Genomic DNA, 20,339 nt, shown 5'->3' on the forward strand with positions numbered 1-20,339 from the left:
ACGCTGTGTGGGGGCTTCGCCCGGCCCCAGCCCGATCCTTCATGGGCGCATTTCCCACCACGTCCCTGGACGTTAGCGTCAACGAGGTGCGCGGCGTCAACCGCGTGGTCTACGACATCACCTCGAAGCCGCCCGGCACGATCGAGTGGGAGTGATTCACGCCGGCCCGAGGGTGTCCGGAGTTGCGCTGAAATAAGACATAACCCACGAACAAGGAAGATTTATCCCTCATCTTCTCTCGACGGTTGTCGGTGGGCGGCGATCGCGTGGATAACAGTGCCGTCAGGAGCAGAATGGCTCCTGACGGTACTTTTTTTGGCGCAAGCCTCTGATTATGCGCCGTCTTTCCCGCTGTGGCCGCCCAAGCGCATGCGGAGCGTGATCCGCCGGATCAATGCCCCTCCAACTCCCGACCCAACCTCCCGGAAGGCCGGCATTGCCCAGGCAGGGCTTTCACCGGCGCTGGAGTTCCGTGCTGCTAAGGCGGTTGCCGTGCATTATACTCGGGCCATGAAGCGTTCGTGCGCTCCCTTACGCCAGCCGGTATCGGCGTGGTGAACCGCCGGGAAACGTGGCCGATGCCCTCAGCCGACACCGATGCCCTGCAACCGCCCGCCCTGCGCGACGCCGACCATCTGGCGGCGATCGTCGATCTCAACGAGCGCCTGTTCTTCGCCCGTGACCTGACGGCCATGGTTTCCGTCCTGCGTACGGCGGCGCGCCGCCTGAGCGGCGCCGACGGCGTCACCATCGTGCTGCGCGACGGCGACCTGTGCCATTACGTCGAGGAGGACGCGATCAGCCCGCTGTGGAAAGGGCAGCGGTTTCCCATGGGCACATGCATCTCGGGCTGGGCCATGCTGACCGGGCAACCCGCGGTCATCCCGGACATCTATGTCGATCCGCGCATCCCTCACGAGGCCTATCGCCCCACCTTCGTGCGGAGCCTCGTCATGGTGCCGGTCGGCGCGCCCGATCCCATCGCCGCCATCGGCGCGTATTGGGCAACGCTGCATACGCCCGATGCGGACACCGTCACCCTTCTGCGGGCCATCGCCCGCTCGGCGGCCCTGGCGCTGTCCAACGTTCGCCTCCTCGAATCGCTGCAGGAGGCGGCAGAGGCCGCAAGGACCCAGGCCATGGAGGTGGCGCGGGCCAACGCGGCGCGGACCCGGCTTCTCGCGACGCTGAACCACGACCTGCGCCAACCGATCCATGGGCTGACCCTTGCCACGCACGCGCTGTCGTCCCGGGTGACCGCCCGGGGGGAAGCCTACGTGACGACGATGAAGCACTGCCTGGGCGTGGTGAAGCGCCTGATGGACGGCGTGCAGGACCTGGTGCGGATGGACGACGGCATGATCGCCGTCCGGATCGAAGACGTCCCGTTGGACGATCTGATGACGCACGCCGAGGCGACGTTCCGGCTGGCCGCCGAAGCCAAGGGGCTGCAATGGCGCATGGAAGGGGGCGGCAGAGGCGTGACGGTGCGCACGGACCGGCTGCTCGCGTCGCGCATCCTCCACAACCTCATCGACAACGCGATCAAATACACCGACCAGGGGGAGATCCGGCTCCTGTGCCGCACCGACGACGGCAAGGTGTGGATCGACGTCGCCGATACCGGTCGAGGCATTCCGAAGAGCGCCCTGACCGACATCTTCGAGGAGTTCTACCGTGTCGAAGCCGGAGACGGCGTCGTCGGCCTTGGCCTTGGCCTGTGCATCGTGAAGACTCTGGCGGATCACCTTGGCCACCCGATCATGGTGGAGTCCCTGCCCGGTATCGGAACCACGATCAGCGTCGCCCTGCCGCTGGCTTCCGGTCGCGGCTGACGGCTGGCGTCACGCCTCTGAAGGCATCCGAACGGCGCCTATTTTTAACAATAAACATTTGTAATATTCTAAATCAAAAATCTATTTGTCTAGTAGATTGATATTGACATCCTGTCGCGCAATTGGTGTGATTGTGAGAACAAAAACACCTTGGTTCTGTCGCTGCGGGAGACTTCGATGACAAAGGATGTGAAACGGACCGGGGCGACCGCGAGGCGGGTCGTTCTCGGGCTGACCCTGGCGGCAGGCGTGGCGCTGGTTTCCCCCGGCGGCGCGCGGGCCGAGGTGAAGGACCTGACCGTCGCCATCCAGTACGGGCTGGGCTATCTGCCGCTGATGATCGCCAAGAACCAGGGGCTGATCGAAAAATACGCCGAGGCGCAGGGCATCGGGCCGGTCAAGGTCAACTGGCTCGTGCTGAACGGCGGCGTGGCCGCCAACGACGCGCTTCTCAGCGGCAACGCCCAGATCGTTTCCGCCGGCATCGCGCCGCTGCTGACCGTCTGGGACAAGACCCGCGGCACCTTCGATGTGAAGGCCATCTCCGGGCTGGACTCCTCGGCCTACTGGATCAACAGCAACAACCCGAACGTCCGCAGCATCCGCGACCTGACCGACAAGGACCGCATCGCGGTGCCGGCGGTGAAGGTCTCCATCAACTCGGTCATCCTCCAGATCGCCGCGGAGAAGGAGTTCGGGCCGGGCCACCAGTATGATTTCGAGCCGCTGACCACGACGCTGAGCCCGCCGGACGCCACCGCGGCTTTGGTCTCCGGCAAGACGGAGATCACCGGCCACATCACCACCCCGACCTACGGGTCCCAGCAGCTCGCCCACCCGAACATCCACCGCATCCTGAACTCGCGCGACGTGATCGGCGAGGCGACGCTGGTGCTGTCCTACGCCACGCAGAAATTCTACGACGAGAACCCGAAGCTCACCGCCGCCGTGGTCAAGGCGCTGACCGACGGCTTCGCGCTGATCAAGCGCGACAAGGCCGAGGCCGCCCGTATCTATCTGGCGGAGGAGCGCAGCAAGCTGACCCAGGACGAGGTCGTGGCGCTGCTGAACAACCCGGACATCAGCTATTCCCAAGTCCCGCACAACACCGGCGTGATCGCCGACTTCATGCACCGCGTCGGCTCGATCAAAACCAAGCCGGCCTCCTGGAAAGACTACACCTTCCCTGTTCTGCACGGCGAAGCGGGGAGCTGACCCGACGCCGGCCTTTCACCTTCCGTCCGTCCACCGCTTTCCCGTCATTCCTCGCGTCATAATGGAGTCTGTCCGATGAGCCTTCCCACCGGTTTCGACATCAAGCCCATCAACGGAAACATCGGCGCCGAAGTGCGCGGCGTCACCCTGTCCGGCGACCTGCACCCGGCCACGCTGAAGGCGATCCAGGACGCCGTCTACGAGTACAAGGTGATCTTCGTCCGCGACCAGCACCACATCGACGACGCCCAGCAGGAGGCGTTCGGGCGGCTGTGGGGAAAGCTGGTCGGCCATCCGACCGTTCCCTCGCTGGGCGGGACCGAAGGCATCCTGGACGTGGACGGCTCGCGCGGGGAGCGCGCCAGTTCCTGGCACGCGGACATCACCTTCCTCGGCGACTATCCCAGCATCACCATCCTGCGCCCGTACGAGCTGCCGGAGCGCGGCGGCGACACGCTGTGGGGCAACACGGTGGCGGCCTACGCCGAACTGCCCGAGCCGCTGCGCGAACTGGCCGACCGGCTGCGGGCGATCCACACCAACCAGTACGATTACGTGGGCGACCGCGGAAACGTCCGCGAGGACGGGCTGAAGCGTTTCAACGAGATCTTCACCTCCACCGTCTACGAGACGGAGCATCCGCTGGTTTCCGTGCATCCGGTGACCGGCGAGCGCACGCTGCTGGTCGGCCATTTCCTTCAGCGTCTGGTCGGCTTCGGCACCTCCGACTCCGCCCGTCTGGTCGGCATCTTCAACGACCACGCCACCCGCCCGGAGAACACGGTGCGCTGGCACTGGTCGCCGGGCGACGTGGCGATCTGGGACAACCGCGCCACCATCCACCGCGCCGTGGACGATTACGGCGACCGTCCCCGCGTCGTCCGCCGCACGACGGTGGCCGGCGACGTGGTGGTCGGCGTGGATGGCCGCCCCAGCGTGACCCGGGTGCTTGGCCGCAAGCCGAGCCTCGCCGCCTGACGTCCAGCCGGTTTCGGCGCGGGGGTCCACGCCCCCCGTGCCGCACCGGAACTCCGCGGAGCCGGCGGGCCTGCGCGCCGGTTCCGCGATTTTGTGCGCAAAAATAACATTCAATATATGTGAATTATTGCGATTTTCCCTGTTGATCAATGCGTTGAATCGTGATGTCATTTTCCTACTAGAGTTTAGGTAAAACTTTTGGAGGTCCGTATGTTCCATCCAGGTCGTGTCGTCCGCCGCGCGCTCTGCGTCTTGGCCATGCTGGGGGCCATGCTGGGGGCCATGCTGGGGGCCGGGTTGGGGCTGGCCGGTCCGGCTGCGGCGGAAGGCCGGATACGGATCGCCGAACAGTATGGGCTGGGCTATCTGCCGCTGCACGTGCTGCGCCACCAGAAGCTGATCGAGAAGCACGGCAAGGAACTGGGGCTGGACATCAGCGTGGAGTGGGTGCAGCTCGGCGGCGGCGCGGCGATGAACGACGCGCTCCTGTCCGACAGCATCGACCTGGGTTCCGGCGGCGTCGGCCCGCTGCTGACCATCTGGGACCGCACCAGGGGCGGCGCCAACGTCCGCGCCATCGCGGCGCTGAACAACATGCCGCTGTTCCTCAACACCAACAACCCGAACGTCACGTCGCTGAAGGACCTGACGGACAAGGACAAGATCGCCCTGCCGGCGGTCAAGGTCTCGATCCAGTCACGCACGCTGCAGATCGCTGCGGAGCAGGCGTTCGGGGAGGGCAAGTTCGACGCGCTCGACAGGCTGACCGTCTCCCTGCCGCACCCCGACGCCAACGCGGCCCTGCTGTCGGGCGCCGCCGAGATCACCGGGCACCTGTCCGGCCCGCCCTTCCAGTACCAGCAGCTCCGCGACCCGAAGATCCGCAAGGTCTTCAGCTCCTACGACGTGCTGGGCGGCCCGCACACCTTCAACCTGATCTGGGCGAAGGAGGCGTTCCGGGCCAACAACCCCAAGACCTATCAGGCGTTCCTCGGCGCGCTGAAGGAGGCGGCGGCCCTCATCAACGCCGACCATGCGACGGCGGCGGACATCTATCTGGCGCAGAACAAGGGCGACCTCGACAAAGCCTTCGTCGTCGGCATCCTGGGCGACAAGGACATCCAGTACACGCTCGCGCCGAGCCGCATCGGCGTCTACGCCGGCTTCCTGAACAAGGTCGGGGCGATCAGGAACAAGCCGGCCTCCTGGAGGGACCTGTTCTTCGAAGACCTGCACGGCGAAACCGGGAGCTGATCCGATGAACGCCTTCACCTATCCCGACAGCGTGGACACCGCCGGCATGGATGTTGCCAACGTGTCCGAACGCCCCCTGCTGGACGTGTCCGGCGTGACGCTCCAATACAAGACGCGCCGCCACCTCGTCACCGCGACCTACCGCGTCGATTTCCAGGTGTTCGAGGCGGAACGCTACGTCCTGCTGGGGCCGTCCGGCTGCGGCAAATCCTCGCTGCTGAAGGCGGTGGGCGGCTTCCTTCAGCCGGTGGAGGGCGCCATCCGTCTGAACGGGTGGGCGGTGAGCGGACCGGGGCCGGACCGCATGATGGTGTTCCAGGAGTTCGACCAGCTTCCGCCCTGGAAGACGGTGAAGCAGAACGTCATGTTCCCGCTCCTCGCCAGCGGCAAGGCCACGCGCCGGGAGGCCGAGGAGAAGGCGCTGGACTGCATCGCGCGGGTGAACCTGTCCAAGTTCGCCGACGTGCATCCGCACATGCTGTCGGGCGGGATGAAGCAGCGCGTCGCCATCGCCCGCGCCATGGCGATGGAGCCGGACATTCTGCTGATGGACGAGCCCTTCGCCGCGCTGGACGCGCTGACCCGCCGCAAGATGCAGGAGGAGCTGCTCCAGCTCTGGGACGATCTGCGCTTCACCGTGCTGTTCGTCACCCATTCCATCGAGGAGGCGCTGGTCGTCGGTTCGCGCATCCTCGTGCTGTCGCCGCATCCCGGCCAGGTGAAGGCGGAGCTGAACTGCGGCGGCTACGACCATCACGCGGTGGGCAGCCCCGATTTTCAGGACGCCGCACGGCGCATCCACGCCATGCTGTTCGCCGACGAAGTGGAAACGGTGAAGGGGCTGCGTTCATGACCGGCCTGACTTTGACGCGGCAACGCCGCCGCATGCCCCCCGTCCGCCCGGAGTACGAGCGGGCAGTCGCCACCACCGGCCCCATCGGCGACGTGGCCCGCCCGCTGTCCCTGTGGGAGCGCATCGGCAACGTCACGGCGCTCCGCCGCTTCGCCGTGCTGGCCGCGGTGGCGCTGCTCTGGCAGGTCGCCGCGACGTGGCAGAACAACCCGCTGATGTTCCCCACCTTCGCCGCCACCGTCACCGCCCTGTGGGAGGGGATTTGGAGGGAGAGCCTGCTGTCGATGGCCTGGGTGTCGCTGTCGGTGCTGCTGAAGGGCTATGCGATCGCCGTGGTGCTGGCCGTGCTGCTGACCAGCTTCGCGGTGTCCACGCGCATCGGCAACGACGTGCTGTCCACGCTGACCTCCATGTTCAACCCGCTGCCCGCCATCGCGCTGCTGCCCATCGCCATGCTGTGGTTCGGGCTGGGGGCGGTCAGCCTGACCTTCGTGCTGGTCCATGCCGTGCTGTGGCCGCTGGCGCTGAACACCCACGCCGGATTCACCTCGGTGTCGGAGACGCTGCGCATGGCCGGGCGGAATTACGGGCTGACCGGCATCCGCTACGTCGTCACCATGCTGATCCCGGCGGCCTTTCCGGCCATCCTGACCGGGCTTAAGGTCGGCTGGGCCTTCGCCTGGCGCACGCTGATCGCGGCGGAGCTGGTGTTCGGCGTGTCGTCCGGCAAGGGCGGGCTGGGCTGGTTCATCTTCCAGAACCGCAACGAGCTTTACATCGACAAGGTGTTCGCCGGCCTCGTCACCGTCATCCTGATCGGCCTCGTCGTCGAGAACGTCGTCTTCCGCTGGATCGAGATCCACACCGTCCGCAAGTGGGGGATGGTGCGCTAGCCGCCAGCAACCAAATCCCCTCACCCGCCCACTGCGCGGGCACCCTCTCCCGGGGCGGGAGAGGGGATTCTTGAGCAAGGAACCTGCCCGTGCCCTTCGATTCCAATCTGACCACCGAACGCCCGACCTTCGTCACCCATCTGGAATGCGCCTACACCGGCGAACGGTACGAGGCCGACACCGTGCACAACCTGTCCCGGGCCGGCAAGCCGCTGCTGGTCCGCTATGACCTGGAGGGCGTGCGGGCGGCGCTGACCAAGGACGCTTTGGCCGGACGCCCGCAGGATTTGTGGCGCTACCGCGAACTGCTGCCGGTGCGCCGGGTGCGGGACATCGTCAGCCTGGGCGAGGCGGTGACTCCGCTGGTCCCGCTGCCGAAGCTCGCCGCGAAGCTGGGCGCCGCCGAACTGCTGGTGAAGGACGAGGGGCGGCTGCCCACCGGCTCCTTCAAGGCGCGCGGTCTGGTGATGGCGGTGTCCATGGCGAAAGCCTTCGGGATCGGGCACATGGCCATGCCGACCAACGGCAACGCGGGCGCCGCGCTGGCCGCCTACGCGACGCGGGCGGGCATCAGAACGACGATCTTCTGCCCGGAGGACACGCCGGAGGTGAACGTCTCCGAGATCGAACTCCAGGGCGCCACCGTCTACCGGGTCAACGGGCTGATCGACGACTGCGGGAAGATCGTGGGGGAGGGCAAGGCCAAGGCCGGCTGGTTCGACGTCTCCACCCTGAAGGAGCCCTACCGCATCGAGGGCAAGAAGACCATGGGGCTGGAACTGGCCGAGCAGCTCGGCTGGGAGGTGCCGGACGTCATCTTCTACCCGACCGGCGGCGGCACCGGCCTGATCGGCATGTGGAAAGCCTTCGCGGAATTGGAGGCCATCGGCTTCATCGGGTCCAAGCGCCCGCGCATGGTCGCCGTGCAGGCCGCCGGCTGCGCTCCGATGGTCCGCGCTTACGAGGCCGGGGAGGAGCACGCCCCGCGCTGGCCGGACGCCCACACCATCGCGTCGGGCATCCGCGTGCCGCAGGCGGTCGGCGATTTCCTGATCCTGCGCGCCGTGCGGGAGAGCGGCGGCTTCGCCGTCGCCGTGCCGGACGCGGCCATCCAGGCCGCCCTGGACGAGGCGGCGCGGGAGGAGGGCTTCCTGCTCTGCCCCGAGGGAGCCGCAACCTACGCCGCCTACAAGCAGGCGCTGGCCGACGGGCGGGTGGGGCGCGGCGAGCGCGCCGTGCTGTTCAACTGCGCCACGGGCCTGAAATACCCGCTGCCGCCGGTGCACCGGACGCTCGACCGCCACCAGCCCATCGACTATTCGGTGTTCCGACCATGAGCGGACCCTACGCCGCGGACCGTCTGGTGGCTCTGCTCGACGCCATCCTGCAACGCTCCGGCAGCCGCCCGGAGGAGGCGGCCATTGTCGCCGCCAACCTCGTGGATTCCGACGCCACCGGCCACGCCAGCCACGGTGTGTGCCAGATCGCCGTCTACGCGAAGAGCCTGGAGCTGGGCCACCTGCAACCCAACCGGCATGCCCGCATCCTCCGCGACGAGGCGCCGTTTCTGGTGGTGGACGGGGAGGTCGGCTACGGGCAGGTGATCGCGCGGGAGGCGACGGACCTCGCCATCGAACGGGCCAAGGCGGGTGGGGCCTGCGTGCTCGCCCTGCGCAACGCCCACCACATCGGGCGCGTCGGCTCCTATGGCGAACAGTGCATCGCGGCGGGGCTGATCGGGGTCTTCTTCGTCAATGTGGTCAGCCGCCCGCTGGCGGCGCCCCATGGCGGCGGGCGGCCAAGGCTGGGCACCAACCCGATCTGCATCGCCGTTCCCGCCACGCCGCGGCACCCGCCGTTCCTGCTGGACTTCGCGACCAGCGCGGTGGCGGCCAACAAGTGCCGCATCGCCGCTTCCTCCGGCAAGGAGGTCGGCGAGGGGTTGCTGATCGACGAGCGGGGCGAGCCGACCCGCGACCCCGGCGTGATGTTCCGCGACCCGACCGGCGCCATCCTGCCCTTCGGCGGTCACAAGGGGTACGGGCTGGCGCTCGCCTGCGAGATCCTGGCCGGGGCGCTGGCCGGCGGGCTGCCGGCCCTGCCGGAGAACCTGCGTCCGGGGCGGGTGGTGAACAACGCTCTGGCCTTCCTGATCGACCCGGCACGGGCGGCGGATGCGGAGAACGGGGGCTGGCAAGCGCTGACCGACGCCGTTCTGGATTACATCCAGGGCACCCCGCCGGCCCCCGGCGGCGACGTGCTGGTGCCCGGCGGGCCGGAGCGGCGGAGCCGGGCGCTGGCCGCGGAGCGCGGCATCACGCTCGACCCCGACACCGTGCGCGCCCTGCACGGGATCGGGGGCGCGCTCGGCCTCGACGTTCCGGCCTTTCTGGGAGCCTGATGCGAGAGGTCAGGGCAGGATGCGGTTGCGCAGAACGCCATCCTCCAGGAAGAGGCGGGCGGTTTCGGCGGCGTTGCGCCGCATTTCGATGGCCGCCTCGTCGGAATGGAAGGCGTTGTGCGGCGTGACCACGAGCCGCCCCTCCAGCCAGGACTCCCGCTTGCGCCATGCGTCCAGCAGCGGGTGCGGGGCGGGCGGCTCGGTCGGCAGAACGTCCGTGCCGGCGGCGGCCAGATGGCCGCTGCGCAGCGCCTCTTCCAGCGGGTCCAGCCCGGCGAACATCTCGCCGCGCGCCGTGTTCACCAGCAGGGCGCCGGGCTTCATCCGGCCCAGGAAATCCCGGTCGATCAGGCCGCGGGTCTCCGGCGTCAGCGGGCAGTGGAAGGTCACGATGTCGGATTCGGCCAGCAGATCCTCCAGCCGGCGGACGCGGCGGTAGCCGATCGCCTTCTCGTGCCCCGCGGGCTGGTGGGGATCGTAGCCGAGGATGCGGTATCCGAAGGGCTTCAGCCGGTTCACCACCGCCGTGCCGATCCGTCCCACGCCGACGACGCCCACCGTCGCCGCGCTGGAGCGCCGCAGCGGGGTCAGCGTGTTGGCCTGCCACGTCGTGCCGTAGGTGCGGGCGCGGGCGTCATGCTCCCACAACCGGCGCTGAAGGGAGAGCAGCAGGGAAACGGCGTGGTCCGCCACCTCCTCCGTCCCATAGTCCGGGTTGTTGCAGAAGGGGATGCCCGCGGCCTCCAGCGCCGCCACGTCGATCTTGTCGTAGCCGACCCCGAACCGCACCACGACGCGGCAGCGGGGCAGCTTCGCCACCGTGGCCGGGCCGATGGGGGTGCTCCACACCAGAAGGGCGTCCAGCCGAGCGAGCCGCTCCGGGTCCAGGTCCGCCTCCCGCCGGGTGTCGAGGAAATCCACCTCGGCAAAACCATCCAGAACCGCCGCCTCCAGGTCCGGCGGGGGAATCACGTGGTCGGTGATGCCGACGACGAACGGTGCGCGCTTGGTCATGGTCATTCTCCGGTCTGCCTCCCGCTGTTGGAAAATAGTATCAACAAAAATAAACAGCTATTTGTCATATCCGTCAGGCAAAAACACATACGTTCACGCAAAAGCCAACTTGTTAAATAGGGATTTGTGGTGCTCTAATGACGTCCATTCGGCGGCGCCCTCCGGGGTGCAGGACACAGGGAGAGGAACGACCAGCATGCCGTCCCACGATACCGCGCACAGCATCGCCATCGTCGGCGCCGGCTTCACCGGCAGTATCCTGGCCGCCCATCTTCTGCGCAAGGCGGAGGCGCCGACGCGCATCCACCTGATCGAACGCGCCGGCACGCTGGGCGCCGGGCTGGCCTATTCCACGGACAGTGCCGCGCATCTGCTGAACGTGCGCGCCTACAACATGAGCGCCTATCCCGACGATCCGCGCCATTTCCTGCGCTGGCTGTGGTCGAAGGACCTCGGCGGCGCGGTGCCGCCCAGCGGCCACGCCTTCGTGTCGCGGCGGCTCTACGGCGACTATATCCAGGAGGTGCTGCGGGAGGCCCGGGCGGACGCCCCGCCCCACGTGACCCTGGAGACCCTGAGGGCGGAGGTGGTCGACGCGGCGGTGGACGGCTCCGCGGGCGGCGGCGTCCGTCTGCGGCTCGGCGGCGGGGACAGTCTGGCGGTGGACCGGGCGGTGCTCTGCGTCGGGCATTTCCCGCCCTCGCCGCCGCCCGTCGCCGCGCCGGAGGTCTTCGCGTCCGACCGTTTCATCGGCGATCCCTGGAACGGCGAGGCCGTCGCCGCCATCGACCCGGACGCCCCGGTTCTGATCCTGGGCACCGGGCTGACCATGGTCGATGTGGTCCTGTCGCTGGAGGACCAGGGCCATCGCGGTCCCATCCTGGCGCTGTCGCGCCGCGGCCTGCTGCCCACCGTCCATCTGGAGACGCGCCCCTTCAAGAGCTTCGTCCATCCCCAGACGATGCCCGGCACGGTGCTGGACGTGCTGATCGCGCTGAAGGCCGATGTCCGCCGCGCGCGGGAGGACGGATCGGACTGGCGCGCCGCCTTCGACGCCATGCGGCCCTTCCACCCGCTGCTCTGGAAGCATCTGCCGCTGGAGGAGCGGCGGCGCTTCCTGCGCCACGCCCGGCCCTATTGGGAGGTGCACCGCCACCGCATGGCGCCGGAGGTGGCGGCCCGCATCGACGCCCTGCGCGAGAGCGGGCGCCTGACCGTCCGCGCCGGGCGCCTGAAGGGGCTGGCCCTGACGCCCGACGGGGTGGAGGCGACGGTCCGCGCCCGCGGTGCCGAGGACGCGCTGTGGACGCGGACGGTGGGCGCCATCGTCAACGCCACCGGCACCGAATGCGATTTCGGGCGCATCCGCCATCCCTTGATGCGTGCCCTGCTCCAGCGCGGGCTGGCGCGCCCCGACCCGCTGCGCCTCGGCCTCGACGTCACGGAGGAGGGGGCGCTGATCGAGGAGGGCGGGGCGGCATCCGACCGCCTCTTCGCCCTCGGGCCGGTCAGCCGCGCGCATTTCTGGGAAATGACCGCGGTGCCCGAACTGCGCAGCCAATGCGCCGACGCCGCGCTCACTCTCGTCCGCCAGAGCGTGGCAGACGGTCTTTCCACATAACAACATGCATGTTTTGTTGAATAAATAATAAAAACCTATTTGAAAGATAGATTTTAAACGTCTATCATGATGTCCAGTGTTGATTTCCACCCGGCAGCCGGAGGCGTCTCCGGCGGGCCGGCACCGCTCCCGGTCAGCGCGGCGGTCCGCCGTCGCTTCGGTTGAGAAGGAGGATGTCATGCCGGACACGATCTTGCTGCCCGCGGCGGATTTCCTGGACCCCCAGGTGATCGCCATGAACGAGGCGGCGGTTCGCCTGGGCGCCGCCCCCGCCGATCCGTTGAGCCTCCCGCTCGCCCAGGCCCGCGCGGCGGCGGAGCGTTACCACGCCTTTCTCAACGGCCCCGCGCCGCTTCCCGCGGATGTGGAGGAGGTGACGGCGGCCGGCCCCGCCGGACCGCTGCCGCTGCGTCTCTACCGCCCGGCGGACCGCGGGGCGGAGCGGTTGCCCGTCCTGGTCTATTTCCACGGCGGCGGTTTCGTCGTGAACAGCGTGGACACCCACGACCGGCTGCTGCGGCTCCTCGCCATCCACGGCGGCGCCGTGATCTGCGCGGTGCGCTACAGCCTGGCGCCGGAGCGACGCTTCCCGCACCAGCATGACGAGGCGCTGACCGCCCTGCGCTGGGTTGCCGCGGAGGGCGCCGCGCATGGAATCGACCCGGACCGGATCGCCGTGGGCGGCGATTCCGCCGGTGCCAACCTCGCGCTCGGCCTCGCTCTGGCCGCCCGCGCGCCGGGTGAGCCGCGCGTGACCTTCGGGCTGCTGTTCTACGGCATGTTTGCCCATGATTTCGACACCGCGTCGCACCGCCGGTTCGGCGACGGGCGGTACGGGCTGACCACGGCGCGGATGCGCTGGTACTGGCAACAGTATCTCGGCAGCGCCGCCACGCCCGCCGACCCCCGCGCGGCGCCCCTGCAGGCCGATCTGCGCGGTCTGCCGCCGCTGCTTCTGCTGGCGGCGGATCTCGACTGCCTGCGCGACGACACACTCCGTCTCGCGGAACGGCTGGCCGAAGCGGACGTTCCTCACCGGCTCGCCGTCTATGACGGGCTTCCCCATTCCTTTGCCACCATGACCCGGCAGGTCGATCGCGCGGACCGGGCCGTGCTGCACGCCGCCCAGGCGTTGCGCCGTCATCTGAACCCGTGAGGTGCCGTTGCGGCGGATGGAGGAATTTCGGCACGTTCAAATATAACATAATATTTTAGGTGAAATATATTTCTCACAGTTCATTGCACTGATGCGTTGACTAATAGAATACTAATTAAGTAGATTTATGACGTCGGTTTTCATCGCAACCGGCCGCGGCAATTTGAATCGCAGCTTGCGCCGCGTCATCAACCGCTAAAGCGCCACGATCCCGGTCGTGGGTCCTCAAGGGAGTGACCGGACATGTCCATCATTGCCGATCCCTGTACCGCCCTCCGGCCTCGGGCCGCGTATCGCCCAACGGGCGTGAACGGCTGTCGGCGCGGCTGACCGCCGCATCGTTTCCAAGAAAAGACCGTTCCGGAACGCCCCAGACGGCGGCGGCGGAAGGCCGCTCCTTGCCCGCCCGTCCGCCCACGGCCCTGCCGGGACACCCGCCGCGCACCTGCGGGGCGAAGAAAACGGCCCGACCGCAAAAGCAGGAACGCGAAGGCCGAACCATCAGGAAGGGATGACACGATGACCCACCTCGCATCCGCCGACACCATCGGCACCGCCGCCCGTCTCGACATCCGTCCCGTCGCGGGGCGCATCGGGGCGGAAGTCCACGGCGTCCGGCTGTCCGGCGACCTTCAGCCGGCGGTTCTGCAAACCATCCGGCAGGCGCTGGGCCGCCACAAGGTCCTGTTCTTCCGCGGCCAGACCCATCTGAACGAGGCCGGGCAGGAGGCGTTCGGGCGCCTGTTCGGCAGCCTCGTGCCGCACCCGACGGTGCCGTCCCTGGCGGGCACCGCCAACATCCTGGACGTGGACGGCAGCCGGGGCGAGCGCGCCAGCTCCTGGCACACCGACGTGACCTTCGTTCCCGGCTATCCCGCCATTTCCATCCTGCGCAGCGTCACCGCGCCGGAGCGCGGCGGCGACACGCTGTGGGCCAACACGGCCACCGCCTATGCCGAGCTGTCGCCGGCCCTGCGCGATCTGGCGGACCGGCTGTGGGCGCTGCATTCCAACGTCTACGATTACGTCGGCGACCGGCAAAGCGCGTCGGAGCAGGGGCTGCACCGCTACCAGACCGTCTTCACCTCCACCCGCTACGAGACGGAGCATCCGCTGGTCCATGTCCATGCGGAGACCGGCGAGCGGTCGCTGATCCTCGGCCATTTCGTGCAGCGGATCGTCGGGCTGCCCAGCACCGACTCCCGCCTGCTGCTGGAGCTGTTCCAGAACCACGTCACCCGCCCGGAGAATGTGGTGCGCTGGCGCTGGGCAGCCGGGGACGTCGCCGTCTGGGACAACCGGGCGACCCAGCACCGCGCCGTGGACGATTATGACGAGCAGCCGCGCATCGTCCGCCGCGTCACCGTCGCCGGGGAGCCGCCGGTCGCGGTGGATGGTCGCCGGAGCTTCCTGCGCTCGGTCACGCCGCCGCAGTCCGCCTCCTCGTCCATCGCCGCCGAATGACCGGTTCATGAGAACCCTCAGCCCTCTCCCCTCGGGGAGAGGGACTCTTGGGCGCGATGGCCTTCCTTCAATCCATTCTTCGCCGCATTCGATACGGAGCATTCCCATGGCCCCGAAGCATCCATTTCCACATGAGTTTTCCCGCCGCCGCCTGCTGGCGGGGGCCGCGGCCTTCGGCGGCGGCCTGCTGCTTCCGGGCAAGGCGCCGGTCTATGGCGGGGCCAAGCCGTTTGCCGGGGTGACGCTGAACGTCTCCACCTTCAACGCCCCCTTCGCCCGCATCCTGACCAAATGGTTGCCGGAGTTCGAGGAGGCGACGGGCGCCAAGGTCGTCTACGACACGCCGGCCTTTCCGGTCTACAACCAGCGCGCGGATCTGGAACTGTCCACCGGCGGCGCGGCCTACGACGTGCTGAACATCACCTTCATCTATTCCAGCCGCTGGATCGGGGCGGGCTGGTTCACGCCGCTCGACGACTACATCCGCGACGTGAACCGCACGCCCGCGGATTGGGACGTGGAGGATTTCCTGCCGGGCCTGCGGGCGCCGGAAAGCGACAAGGCCGGGCGGCTCTACGGCATTCCCTGGACCGTGGACACCTTTATCTCCGGGGCGTCGCGCTTCGACCTGTTCAAGGACGCCGGGCTCGGCCTGCCCGACACGACGGACGAGCTGGTCACCGCGCTGAAGGCCGTGCACGGCAAGGAGAAGGTGGCCGGCTTCGTCACCGACAATCATTACGGCTGGACCTTCGTGCCCTTCCTCCAGGCGTTCGGCGGCAACGTCTTCCGCAACCCGCCGGACGACCTGACACCGGTGCTCGACACGCCGGAGGTGGTCGCCGCCGCGGAGTACTTCGCGCGGATTCTGAAGGAGTTCGGCCCCAACGGCGTGCTCTCCTACACCGAGGACCAGACGCTTCAGGCGTTGCAGAACGGGCGGGCCAACTATTCGGCCATCGGGCAGACCTACCTGTCGCAGGTCGGCGGGCCGAACAGCCGGACGGCCTCGACCGTCGCCTACAGCCCGGTGGTGCGCGGCCCCGCCGGGCGCTTCCCCGGCGTCGCCACCCACGGCCTTGGCATCCCGGCGGCCTCGAAGAACAAGGACGCCGCCTGGGCCTTCATCCAGTGGGCCCTGTCCAAGAAGAGCACCCGCCGCGCCATCGTCGAGGAGCGCTACGCCTCGCCGACCCGGCGTTCGGACTTCGAGTCCGCGGAGTTCAAGCGGATCACCTCCGTGAACGGCTACGACCTCTCGGGCCTCATTTCCTCCGCCGTCGATCTGGCGGCGAAGCAAGGGCACATGAAGTACCGCACCGTGCCGGTCTACCCACAGGTGGACCAGCAATTGAACAAGGCCATCGCGAACATCGTCTCCGGCCAGCTTTCACCGAAACAGGCCATCGAGCAGGCGCAGGCGGGGTCGATCACCGACCTGCGGCGCGCCGGCGTCGCCATCTGACGGGCGGAATGCGGGGGAGGGGGCGGCCATGGCCTTTCTGAAACCGGTCTTTGCGAATGTTGACCGGGCGGCAGCCGGCTGGGAACGCCGCCGCCGCCGCGCCTATCTGGCGGGGCTGCTGCCGGCGCTGGTGGTGCTGGGGGTCATCACGCTGCTGCCGGGGCTGTTCCTGCTGGGGGTCAGCCTGACCCCGCTCAGCCTCGTGAACCCCAGCACGGTCTTCGACTTCTCCGACCCGCTGGGCAATTACCGGGAACTGCTGCGGGACGGGCGGTTCCACAATTCGGTGCTGTTGCAGCTTCACCTGTCGGCGACCAGCGTCGGGCTGCAACTGGCGGTCGGGCTGGGGGTGGCCCTGCTGCTGAACGTCCGCGCCCGCTTCTTCGAGGCGATCCGCACCGCCTTCCTGATCCCGATGGTGCTGCCGCCCATCGTCGTCGCGCTGATCTGGAAGATCCTCTACACGCCGGACGTCAGCCCGCTGCACCGGCTGCTGGAGGAGGTGGGGCTGCCCATCGACTCCCTGATCACCGATCCGGGGCTGGCGATCTGGGCCATCGCGGTGGCGGAGACGTGGCAGTGGTTTCCCTTCACCATGCTGATGGTGCTGGCGACGCTGCAACTGATTCCGGACGAGCCGCTGGAGGCGGCGCGGATCGACGGGGCCAGCCGCTGGCAGGTGTTCCGCCACATCGTGCTCGCCTATCTGCGCCCGGCGCTGGTGGTCTGCGGCCTGTTCCGGCTGATCGACAGCCTGAAGGCCTTTCCGCTGATCTACGTCCTGACCAACGGCGGGCCGGGCACCGCGACCGAGGTCACCAACTATTACGGCTTCATCGAGGCGTTCAATTTCTCCTACTGGGGTTACGCGAGCGCCATCGCGGTCATCATGCTCGGCGGTGCCTTCGCCGTGAGCTGGCTGGTGAGCCGTCTGGGATGGAACGAGGTGCACCATGACTGACGCGACGCGGGCCGCCGCGGCTCCCCTTCTCGCCCGGATCGGGGCGTGGCCCGGACGGGTGCGGCCGCCGCGCTGGCGGCGGCATCGCATCGGCCTGCACGCAGCGGCGCTGGCGCTGCTTCTGGCCGTGCTGTTCCCCTTCGGCTGGATGGTCCAGATGGCGCTGCGCCCCCCCGGCGAGGTGCTGGACGGCGCGCTTCTCTTCCAGCCGACGCTGGAGAATTTCGCGGCGCTCTGGCAGGGGCATTTCCCGAAATCCTTCCTGAACAGCGTGCTGGTCAGCAGCCTGTCCACCGCGGCGTCGCTGGCGCTGGGCGTTCCGGCGGCCTATGTGCTGACCCGCTGGCGCTTCCGGGGGCGGGGGCGGGTGGCGTTGTGGATTCTCGCCACGCGCATGGCCCCGCCCATCGCCCTGACGATCCCCTTCTTCCTGGCCTACCGCTGGGTAGGGTTGCAGGATTCGGTCGTCGGGCTGGCGCTGATCCACATGACCTTCAACATCTCCATCGTCGTCTGGTTCATGCAGACCTTCTTCGCGGCCATCCCCCGCTCGCTGGAGGAGGCCGCCTGGATCGACGGCTGCGGCGTGTGGCAAGCCTTCCGGCGGGTCACGTTGCCGTTGGCGGCCCCCGGTCTGGCGGCGACGGCGGTGTTCTGCTTCATCTTCTCGTGGAACGACTTCTTCTTCGCGCTGATTTTGACACGCACCAGCGCCGTCACCGCTCCGGTCGCCATCACCAACTTCCTCCAGTACGAGGGGTGGGAGTGGGGGAAGATCGCCGCCGCCGGCACGCTGGTCATGCTGCCGGTGCTGGCCTTCACGCTGCTGGTCCGCAAATACCTCGTCCGCGGGCTGACCGCGGGCGGCCTGAAGGATTGAGGGGGAGGAAACCGTCATGGCGTCCGTGACCATCCGTGACCTCCGCAAGTCCTACGGCAGCACGCCGGTGCTCCACGGGGTGTCGATCGACATCGCCGACGGGGAGTTCGTGGCGCTGGTCGGGCCGAGCGGCTGCGGCAAGTCCACCCTGCTGCGCATGATCGCCGGGCTGGAGGAGGCGGGGGAGGGCGAGATCCGCATCGGCGGGCGCCTCGTCAACGACGTGCCGCCGAAGGACCGGGACATCGCGATGGTGTTCCAGAACTACGCGCTCTACCCGCACATGACGGTGGCCCGGAATCTGGGCTTCGCCCTGACGCTGAAGGGCGTGGACCGGGTGGAGATCGCCGCGAGGGTGGCCCGCGCGGCGGAGGTGCTGGGGTTGTCGGCCCTGCTCGACCGCCGGCCCGGCCAACTGTCGGGCGGGCAGCGGCAGCGCGTCGCCATGGGCCGGGCCATCGTGCGCAACCCGCTGCTGTTCCTGTTCGACGAGCCGCTGTCCAACCTGGACGCCAAGCTGCGCGTGCAGATGCGGGCGGAGATCAAGGCCCTGCACCAGCGGCTGCGCACCAGCGCCATCTACGTCACCCACGACCAGATCGAGGCGATGACCATGGCCGACCGCATCGTCGTGATGCGCGACGGGCGGGTGGAGCAGGCGGGGGCGCCGCTGGATCTCTACGACCGTCCGGCAAACCGCTTCGTCGCCGGCTTCATCGGGTCGCCGGCCATGAACTTCCTCAGCGGGCGGATCGCGGTGAACGGCGGCGCGTCCTTCCATCTGGACGGCGGCGGTCCGTCCCTGCCGCTGGCCGCGGTGCCGCCGGGAGCGCACGGACGTCCGGCGGTGCTGGGGCTGCGTCCGGAGCACGCCCTCATCGACCCGGAGGCGGAGGCTGCCCTGGAGGTGACGGTGGTCGAGCCGACCGGCTCCGAGACGCAGGTGGTCGGCCAACTCGCCGGCCAGCCCTTCGTCGGCGTGTTTCGCGAGCGCGTGGCCGCAAGGCCGGGCGACGTCCTGCCGCTGCGCCTGCCGCCCGCGGCGGCCCATCTGTTCGACGCGGGCGACGGGCAAAGGTTGGTGTAGGTATGAAGGATGGGTGCAAGCCGCTTGCTTATCCTGCGGGAATGCGATAACAGGGCTCGGCGCGCACGGATGCGTGCGCGGGCGGGCCGGTGCGGCCTGTTGGCGGCTTGCTCTCGGCGATGAGAAAGTTGTTGCATTCCGATGCGGCGCCGCGTAACGTCCCGCCTAGGAAAGATAAGCAGTTTCAATGGCTTGGGCGTTCGCGTCCGATCCATTCGAATGATGAAGTCGCGGTCGTGGCGGAATTGGTAGACGCGCAGCGTTGAGGTCGCTGTGGCAGAAATGCTGTGGAAGTTCGAGTCTTCTCGACCGCACCATCTTCCTCCGGCTCAACGCCGGCCAGTATCGAAAGCTGTATCGAAAGCGGGGCCTTCTCAGGCCCCTTTTTCATGCCCGCGCGCCGCGGGCCATCCTCCCTATTCTTCCAGCGTCCAGTTCCCGGCGGTCCGGCAGGTGCGCAGCGGCGCGCCCGCGTCCCGCCCGGCGGGGGTGGTCACGACATGGGTCAGCGCGAAGCACAGGCGCCCGCGCTCCTTCGGGTCGGCGATGCGGCCCGTCACGGTGATCCGTCCGGAGCGCAGGCCGTCCCCCGACACCCAGTCCTGCCCCTCCGCGGCCCGCTCCGTGCCTGAGGCGGCCAGCGCCCCCAGGAAGGCCCCGGCGACCAGCGGCTGGTCGTCGCGGTTCATGCGCAGGCGGGTGGCGTTGCTCCAGCCCGGCCCGACGAGCAGTTCCGGCATCCGCACATTGACGGGCACCCGGTCGGCGGCGATGGCGACCGCCAAGTCCAAGGGGTCCTCCGGCGCCACGCCCGGCGGCGTGTCCACCAGCCCGGTCAGGCTGGCGAGCCCGGTCCGCGTGCCTTCGCCCATCTTGCCGTCGATGGCCCCGTCATAGCGCCCCAGCCGGGCCAGCGCCCGCTGGGCGGCCATGATCCGTTCCTCCGGCGTCAGGACGCGCGGGGTGGGCAGGGGCGCGCGGCCCTGGGTGATCGCCTCCACGTCCAGCCGATGGTTCAGCCGGCTGAAGCCCGGCCCGCCGTTCCACAAGGTCAGCAGGCCGAGATGGATCACCGCCGCCGCGGACAGCAGGACGAGCGGCCAGGACCCCTGGTCCGGCGCGCGGACCGGCCCGCCGAAGGCCGCGGCCAACGCCCCCCGCACCACCCCGCGCACCAGCGCCCACAGGCCCAGCCCCGCGGCGACGGGAAGCCCGATGTCCCAGCCCAGCCGCAGCGCCAGCGGCGCGGGTTGCTCCGCCGT

The 20,339-nt window shown here is 68.6% G+C and carries 17 protein-coding genes, 1 tRNA gene and 1 pseudogene; 17 read left to right on the forward strand and 2 right to left on the reverse strand.

From position 1 onward, the window contains the following. Positions 1 to 77 precede the first annotated feature (77 nt). The 9 genes and pseudogenes from QSG27_RS19450 to QSG27_RS19490 all read left to right on the forward strand — a co-directional run. A pseudogene (locus QSG27_RS19450) lies at positions 78 to 155 on the forward strand (GMP synthase (glutamine-hydrolyzing)); the annotation flags it as partial. 423 nt (positions 156 to 578) lie between these two features. After that, positions 579 to 1,835, forward strand: a complete 1,257-nt coding sequence (locus QSG27_RS19455) for a sensor histidine kinase (protein WP_306709030.1) — start codon at positions 579 to 581, stop codon at positions 1,833 to 1,835. A 177-nt stretch (positions 1,836 to 2,012) separates the two neighbouring features. Beyond that, the gene (locus QSG27_RS19460; protein WP_306709032.1) at positions 2,013 to 3,050 is read left to right on the forward strand and encodes an ABC transporter substrate-binding protein; all 1,038 of its coding nucleotides are present in this window, start codon (positions 2,013 to 2,015) and stop codon (positions 3,048 to 3,050) included. A gap of 75 nt (positions 3,051 to 3,125) precedes the next feature. Continuing rightward, entirely contained in the window at positions 3,126 to 4,028 is a 903-nt protein-coding gene (locus QSG27_RS19465; RefSeq protein ID WP_306709034.1) for a TauD/TfdA dioxygenase family protein, read from the forward strand. A gap of 210 nt (positions 4,029 to 4,238) precedes the next feature. Beyond that, positions 4,239 to 5,282 carry an ABC transporter substrate-binding protein gene (locus tag QSG27_RS19470; protein ID WP_306709036.1) on the forward strand — a complete coding sequence of 348 codons (1,044 nt, stop codon included), beginning with the start codon at positions 4,239 to 4,241 and terminating at the stop codon, positions 5,280 to 5,282. A 4-nt stretch (positions 5,283 to 5,286) separates the two neighbouring features. Continuing rightward, positions 5,287 to 6,135, forward strand: a complete 849-nt coding sequence (locus QSG27_RS19475; RefSeq protein ID WP_306709038.1) for an ABC transporter ATP-binding protein — start codon at positions 5,287 to 5,289, stop codon at positions 6,133 to 6,135. Continuing rightward, the gene (locus QSG27_RS19480) at positions 6,132 to 7,028 is read left to right on the forward strand and encodes an ABC transporter permease (protein WP_306709040.1); all 897 of its coding nucleotides are present in this window, start codon (positions 6,132 to 6,134) and stop codon (positions 7,026 to 7,028) included. The genes QSG27_RS19475 and QSG27_RS19480 overlap by 4 nt, the downstream gene beginning before the upstream one ends. Positions 7,029 to 7,117: 89 nt before the next feature. Next, positions 7,118 to 8,365 carry a threonine synthase gene (locus QSG27_RS19485; RefSeq protein WP_306709042.1) on the forward strand — a complete coding sequence of 416 codons (1,248 nt, stop codon included), beginning with the start codon at positions 7,118 to 7,120 and terminating at the stop codon, positions 8,363 to 8,365. Further along, positions 8,362 to 9,429: a malate/lactate/ureidoglycolate dehydrogenase gene (locus QSG27_RS19490; protein WP_306709044.1), complete on the forward strand. Its 1,068-nt coding sequence runs from the start codon at positions 8,362 to 8,364 to the stop codon at positions 9,427 to 9,429. The genes QSG27_RS19485 and QSG27_RS19490 overlap by 4 nt, the downstream gene beginning before the upstream one ends. 9 nt (positions 9,430 to 9,438) lie before the next feature. Here the strand turns inward: QSG27_RS19490 and QSG27_RS19495 are convergent, their stop codons facing one another. Further along, positions 9,439 to 10,443 (reverse strand): C-terminal binding protein, encoded by a 1,005-nt coding sequence (locus QSG27_RS19495; protein ID WP_306709045.1) that lies wholly within the window; start codon positions 10,441 to 10,443, stop codon positions 9,439 to 9,441. 196 nt (positions 10,444 to 10,639) lie between these two features. Here QSG27_RS19495 and QSG27_RS19500 point away from each other — a divergent pair, with 196 nt between their 5' ends. The 8 genes from QSG27_RS19500 to QSG27_RS19535 all read left to right on the forward strand — a co-directional run bounded on the left by QSG27_RS19500 (position 10,640) and on the right by QSG27_RS19535 (position 19,394). After that, the gene (locus tag QSG27_RS19500) at positions 10,640 to 12,064 is read left to right on the forward strand and encodes an FAD/NAD(P)-binding protein (protein ID WP_306709049.1); all 1,425 of its coding nucleotides are present in this window, start codon (positions 10,640 to 10,642) and stop codon (positions 12,062 to 12,064) included. A 178-nt stretch (positions 12,065 to 12,242) separates the two neighbouring features. Next, positions 12,243 to 13,220: an alpha/beta hydrolase gene (locus QSG27_RS19505; RefSeq protein WP_306709050.1), complete on the forward strand. Its 978-nt coding sequence runs from the start codon at positions 12,243 to 12,245 to the stop codon at positions 13,218 to 13,220. Between the two features lie 519 nt (positions 13,221 to 13,739). Then, positions 13,740 to 14,684, forward strand: a complete 945-nt coding sequence (locus QSG27_RS19510; RefSeq protein WP_306709052.1) for a TauD/TfdA dioxygenase family protein — start codon at positions 13,740 to 13,742, stop codon at positions 14,682 to 14,684. Between the two features lie 106 nt (positions 14,685 to 14,790). Then, positions 14,791 to 16,149 carry an ABC transporter substrate-binding protein gene (locus tag QSG27_RS19515; RefSeq protein ID WP_306709053.1) on the forward strand — a complete coding sequence of 453 codons (1,359 nt, stop codon included), beginning with the start codon at positions 14,791 to 14,793 and terminating at the stop codon, positions 16,147 to 16,149. A 28-nt stretch (positions 16,150 to 16,177) separates the two neighbouring features. Then, positions 16,178 to 17,110, forward strand: coding sequence for a carbohydrate ABC transporter permease (locus QSG27_RS19520; protein WP_306709055.1), 933 nt, complete (start codon positions 16,178 to 16,180; stop codon positions 17,108 to 17,110). Next, on the forward strand, positions 17,103 to 17,990 hold the full coding sequence (locus QSG27_RS19525; protein ID WP_306709057.1) for a carbohydrate ABC transporter permease: 888 nt from the start codon (positions 17,103 to 17,105) through the stop codon (positions 17,988 to 17,990). The genes QSG27_RS19520 and QSG27_RS19525 overlap by 8 nt, the downstream gene beginning before the upstream one ends. A gap of 16 nt (positions 17,991 to 18,006) precedes the next feature. After that, entirely contained in the window at positions 18,007 to 19,077 is a 1,071-nt protein-coding gene (locus tag QSG27_RS19530) for an ABC transporter ATP-binding protein (protein WP_306709059.1), read from the forward strand. Between the two features lie 230 nt (positions 19,078 to 19,307). Continuing rightward, a tRNA-Leu gene (locus QSG27_RS19535) sits at positions 19,308 to 19,394 on the forward strand. Between the two features lie 99 nt (positions 19,395 to 19,493). On the opposite strand, the gene QSG27_RS19540 is transcribed toward QSG27_RS19535, so the two are convergent. Next, positions 19,494 to 20,339, reverse strand: an 846-nt coding sequence (locus QSG27_RS19540; protein ID WP_306709061.1) for a peptidoglycan-binding domain-containing protein, incomplete at its 5' end; no start/stop codon positions are given.

The sequence above is a fragment of the Azospirillum isscasi genome (genome assembly GCF_030849505.1).
Taxonomy (GTDB): domain Bacteria; phylum Pseudomonadota; class Alphaproteobacteria; order Azospirillales; family Azospirillaceae; genus Azospirillum; species Azospirillum isscasi.